This window comes from Acidovorax sp. GW101-3H11 (assembly GCF_001633105.1).
Classification (GTDB): Bacteria; Pseudomonadota; Gammaproteobacteria; order Burkholderiales; family Burkholderiaceae_C; genus Acidovorax.
Map to the genome: position 1 here is coordinate 1 of NZ_LUKZ01000022.1, position 3,382 is coordinate 3,382.

Consider the following 3,382-nt stretch of genomic DNA (forward strand, 5'->3'; position numbering starts at 1 on the left):
AAGGCGCGGCATCTGATAGAGAACTTCTTCGCGCGCCTGAAGCAATACCGGGGCATTGCCACGCGTTACGACAAGACCGCCTGCAACTTCCTGGGGGCGATTCACTTGGCTGCCTCCATGGTGTGGCTGGCGTGAGAGGCTGTAACCCCCAGGGCTTTGTCTGGCTCCGAATGATGACACGCCCTAGCGCCGACGCAGGATGTGGATGAACTCCTCACCCACCGTCTGCTGCTCCACCAGCTCGTTGCCCGTCTGCTTGGCAAACGCCTGGAAGTCGCGCAGCGAGCCGCCGTCGGTGGCCACCACTTTCAGCAGCTGGCCGCTGGCCATGTCAGAGAGCGCCTTCTTGGCCTTGAGGATGGGCAGGGGGCAGTTCAGGCCCCGGGTGTCGATTTCTTTGTGGATGTCCATGGTGTGGTTCTCTTCTAGTCCTTGGGCGGCAGGTTCAGGCCTCGGCGGCGCTCCTCATTTTCCTCTGCCGTGAAGAACACGGGTTCATGCCCCCGCGTGCGCAGCCAGTCGGCCAGCGCGTAGCCCGTGCCCGCAGGCCAGCATTTGAGTTCGTGCAGATCGTAAAACCGGTAGTCCACCAGCTCGGGCGACAGTTTGATCTGCCCCGTGGCCACCACATGGTAGGCAATGATGATCTGATTCATGCGCAGGAACTCGTAGGCGCCCACCAGCGTGGTGGCCTGCACGTCAAGGTTGGTTTCTTCCTTCACCTCGCGCGCAATGCCCTCCTGGGGTGACTCGCCCGCCTCCATGAAGCCGGTGATCAGCGCGAACATCTTGACGGGCCAGGCCGCGTTGCGCGCCAGCAGCACCTTGCCATCCACTTCCACAATCGCGGCCAGCACCGGCGTGGGGTTGTTCCAGTGGGTCCAGCCGCAGGCGAGGCAGCGCAGGCGCTCCTTGTCGCCACCGTCTTCGGCCAGGGTGATGGGCTGCAGCGCGGTGCCGCAGTGGGTGCAGTGGCGAACTTCGTAGTGCATGGTTTACTATTATTTTGATAGCTACCAGCGCTTATCCATTGCGCGCAAGCGGCCATTTTTATTCATATTTTCAGCCCCGGCGGCGTGTGGCCAGGGCCTTGCTTCACGCCGGGAACACGCCGGTGGAAAGATACCGGTCGCCCCGGTCGCACACCACAAACACGATGGTGGCGTTGCTCTCGCGCGCGGCAATCTGCTGCGCCACCCAGCACGCACCGGCGGCCGAGATGCCCGCAAAGATGCCCTCTTCACGCGCCAGGCGGCGGCACATGTCTTCGGCGTTGTCCTGGCCCACGTACACCAGCTCGTCCACGGTGCTGGCGTCGTAAATCTTGGGCAAATATTCCTGCGGCCACTTGCGGATGCCCGGAATGCGCGAGCCTTCCTCGGGCTGCGCGCCAATGATCTGGATGCCGGGGTTCTTCTCTTTCAGGAACCGCGACACGCCCGTGATGGTGCCCGTGGTGCCCATGGCGCTCACAAAGTGGGTGATGCGCCCGCCGGTCTGCTCCCAGATCTCAGGGCCGGTGGTTTCGTAGTGGATGCGCGGGTTGTCGGGGTTGGCAAACTGGTCCAGCACCTTGCCCTCGCCACGCTTTTGCATGGCCTCGGCCAGGTCGCGGGCGTGCTCCATGCCGCCGCTCTTGGGCGTGAGCACCAGCTCCGCGCCAAAAGCCTTCATGGTCTGCGCGCGTTCGATGGACAAATCCTCGGGCATCACCAGCACCATGCGGTAGCCCTTGATGGCCGCCGCCATCGCCAGCGCAATACCGGTGTTGCCCGATGTGGCTTCGATCAGCGTGTCGCCGGGCCGGATGTCGCCCCGCTCCTCTGCGCGGCGGATCATCGACAGCGCGGGCCTGTCCTTGACCGAACCCGCCGGATTGTTGCCCTCCAGCTTGCCCAGCACCACATTGCCACGCGCCGCGTTGTCCTGCGCCCCAATGCGCTGCAGCGCCACCAGCGGCGTGTTGCCCACCGCGTCTTCAATCGTCGGATATTTCATGCGCCCTACTGTGCCATAATTTGGGGCTTCACGAATTCCAGCCCGGGTGGTGAAATTGGTAGACGCAGGGGACTCAAAATCCCCCGCCGCAAGGCGTGCCGGTTCGATTCCGGCCCCGGGCACCACAGACAAGGCCGCATGGTTCCATAACCATGCGGCCTTTTTCTTTTTCCGCATGGGACATGACTTTGAATAGTGCACAGCCGTGCGACGGAATCTGGGGGGTATGTGGGTGCAATTTGTGAAATTGGGCGTACATGACCTCAACCCAAAGGGGTACATACAAGCCCGAAAATTCTCCACAGGCTTGGCGAAACTGAGATGCAGCTCTCGGACTACGACCAACTGCGGACCTGATCTAAGCACTGCAAGTGCTGGATGGCCGGGTGCCACTTGCCGACGGTGATCCTGGCCTGCACCCGCTCGCGGTACTGCGCTGGCGATGGCGCAGAATGCTTCCGCCCATGATGCCGCATGCGGTTGCAGAACAAGCATGCAGCGGCGATGTTTCCAGCCTGATTCTTGCCACCATCCTGCCGGGCCTGCAAATGCTCAGCCGTCGCACGTAGAAGGCGGACTAGAACAGTGGTGAGGTGATATCGCGCTGCGAACTCTGCCTCGCCATCTCCATCCCATATGGGAAGCTGGCAGTAGAAGCAGCGGCAGTTTTGAGCTTGGAATGCCTTGCGGCGAAGTGCGGCCAGTTTTGTCATAGCAGGAACAGACTTGGTTGAACAAGCTATTCCCGCCGGTGCAATCGCCTCTGGCGCGGGCGCCGGGCATATCGCTTTAAACCGGCTATGCGGAGCCATACAGCTCACGCGGTCGGGGTCGCGGACCCGAACGATCAAATTCTAACGACAAAGGCCCGCGCACACTTCGGTTGCGCACAGCCAGCATTGCGCAGGTGAATGCAAGCGCCTACACGGGGAGAAACGAGGCGGTTGGCTAGGCGACCCGCCACCGCGCCAAGCAAATGCTGGCGCCATACGCACTCACCGTGACCAGCATCCAGCGGATCGATTGATGTTTGATCCAGTGGCGTGCCACGACTTCGAGGGTGTTGCGGTTCTCGTCGATGAACCGAGCCTTTTGATTTATACGGACATCGCCAGGGCCTTGGTTGTCTTGCCGCCGCTTATAGGCCTTGCTGGCGACCCGTGTGCCGGATGTGAATGTGGCCTCTAATCGAACAAGCCACCAAGAGCACAATGCCTCACGGGCTCTTTGTTTGCCTAGGGCGTGTCATCAATCAAAGCCCCTACATGGTTGAAAGAGCCTGCTGCAGCCCCATGTGGTGGCCGTGAGTAAAAGATACGCCCTACTTGATGCTCAATGGGAACGCATCAAGAACCTTCTGCCCGGTCAGGTCGGCCAGCCTGGC

4 protein-coding genes and 1 tRNA gene are annotated in these 3,382 nt (G+C 61.5%); 2 read left to right on the forward strand and 3 right to left on the reverse strand.

Annotated features, from left to right (window positions below):
• Positions 1–135: transposase (locus tag A1D30_RS17455; RefSeq protein WP_157891339.1), on the forward strand; the 135-nt coding region annotated here is incomplete at its 5' end.
• 48 nt (positions 136–183) lie between these two features.
• On the opposite strand, the gene A1D30_RS17460 is transcribed toward A1D30_RS17455, so the two are convergent.
• The 3 genes from A1D30_RS17460 to cysM all read right to left on the reverse strand — a co-directional run bounded on the left by A1D30_RS17460 (position 184) and on the right by cysM (position 1,998).
• The gene (locus A1D30_RS17460) at positions 184–411 is read right to left on the reverse strand and encodes a sulfurtransferase TusA family protein (RefSeq protein ID WP_063462001.1); all 228 of its coding nucleotides are present in this window, start codon (positions 409–411) and stop codon (positions 184–186) included.
• A 14-nt stretch (positions 412–425) separates the two neighbouring features.
• On the reverse strand, positions 426–992 hold the full coding sequence (locus tag A1D30_RS17465; protein WP_063462002.1) for an NUDIX domain-containing protein: 567 nt from the start codon (positions 990–992) through the stop codon (positions 426–428).
• Between the two features lie 103 nt (positions 993–1,095).
• Positions 1,096–1,998, reverse strand: a complete 903-nt coding sequence (gene cysM, locus A1D30_RS17470) for a cysteine synthase CysM (protein ID WP_063462003.1) — start codon at positions 1,996–1,998, stop codon at positions 1,096–1,098.
• 40 nt (positions 1,999–2,038) lie between these two features.
• On the opposite strand from cysM, the gene A1D30_RS17475 reads away from it, so the two are divergent.
• A tRNA-Leu gene (locus A1D30_RS17475) sits at positions 2,039–2,123 on the forward strand.
• The last annotated feature ends 1,259 nt before the right edge of the window (positions 2,124–3,382 follow it).